Origin of the sequence: Dysosmobacter sp. (assembly GCF_052306735.1) — a bacterium.
Classification (GTDB): Bacteria; Bacillota; Clostridia; order Oscillospirales; family Oscillospiraceae; genus Oscillibacter.
Genome location: NZ_DAWBAJ010000055.1, coordinates 12,631 through 12,834, shown reverse-complemented (window position 1 = coordinate 12,834; position 204 = coordinate 12,631).

Sequence of the window (204 nt, the reverse complement as noted above, 5' to 3'; positions counted from 1 at the left end):
GCCTGCGGCGGTTGCGCTCTGCACAGCGCTGCGGCGCTAGACTTGCAGCCTGAGAAGTATTTTCTGTCAGGTACACGCCCCGACAGAAAATGATTTGATTTTATTTGGCAGCTTACGCCGCCAAACTCTGCGAGGCTTTTTTGACAAGCTGAAGCACACCCTCCCGGGTGCGCTTCGTTTTTGGTGGACTTGAAGAGATTCGAA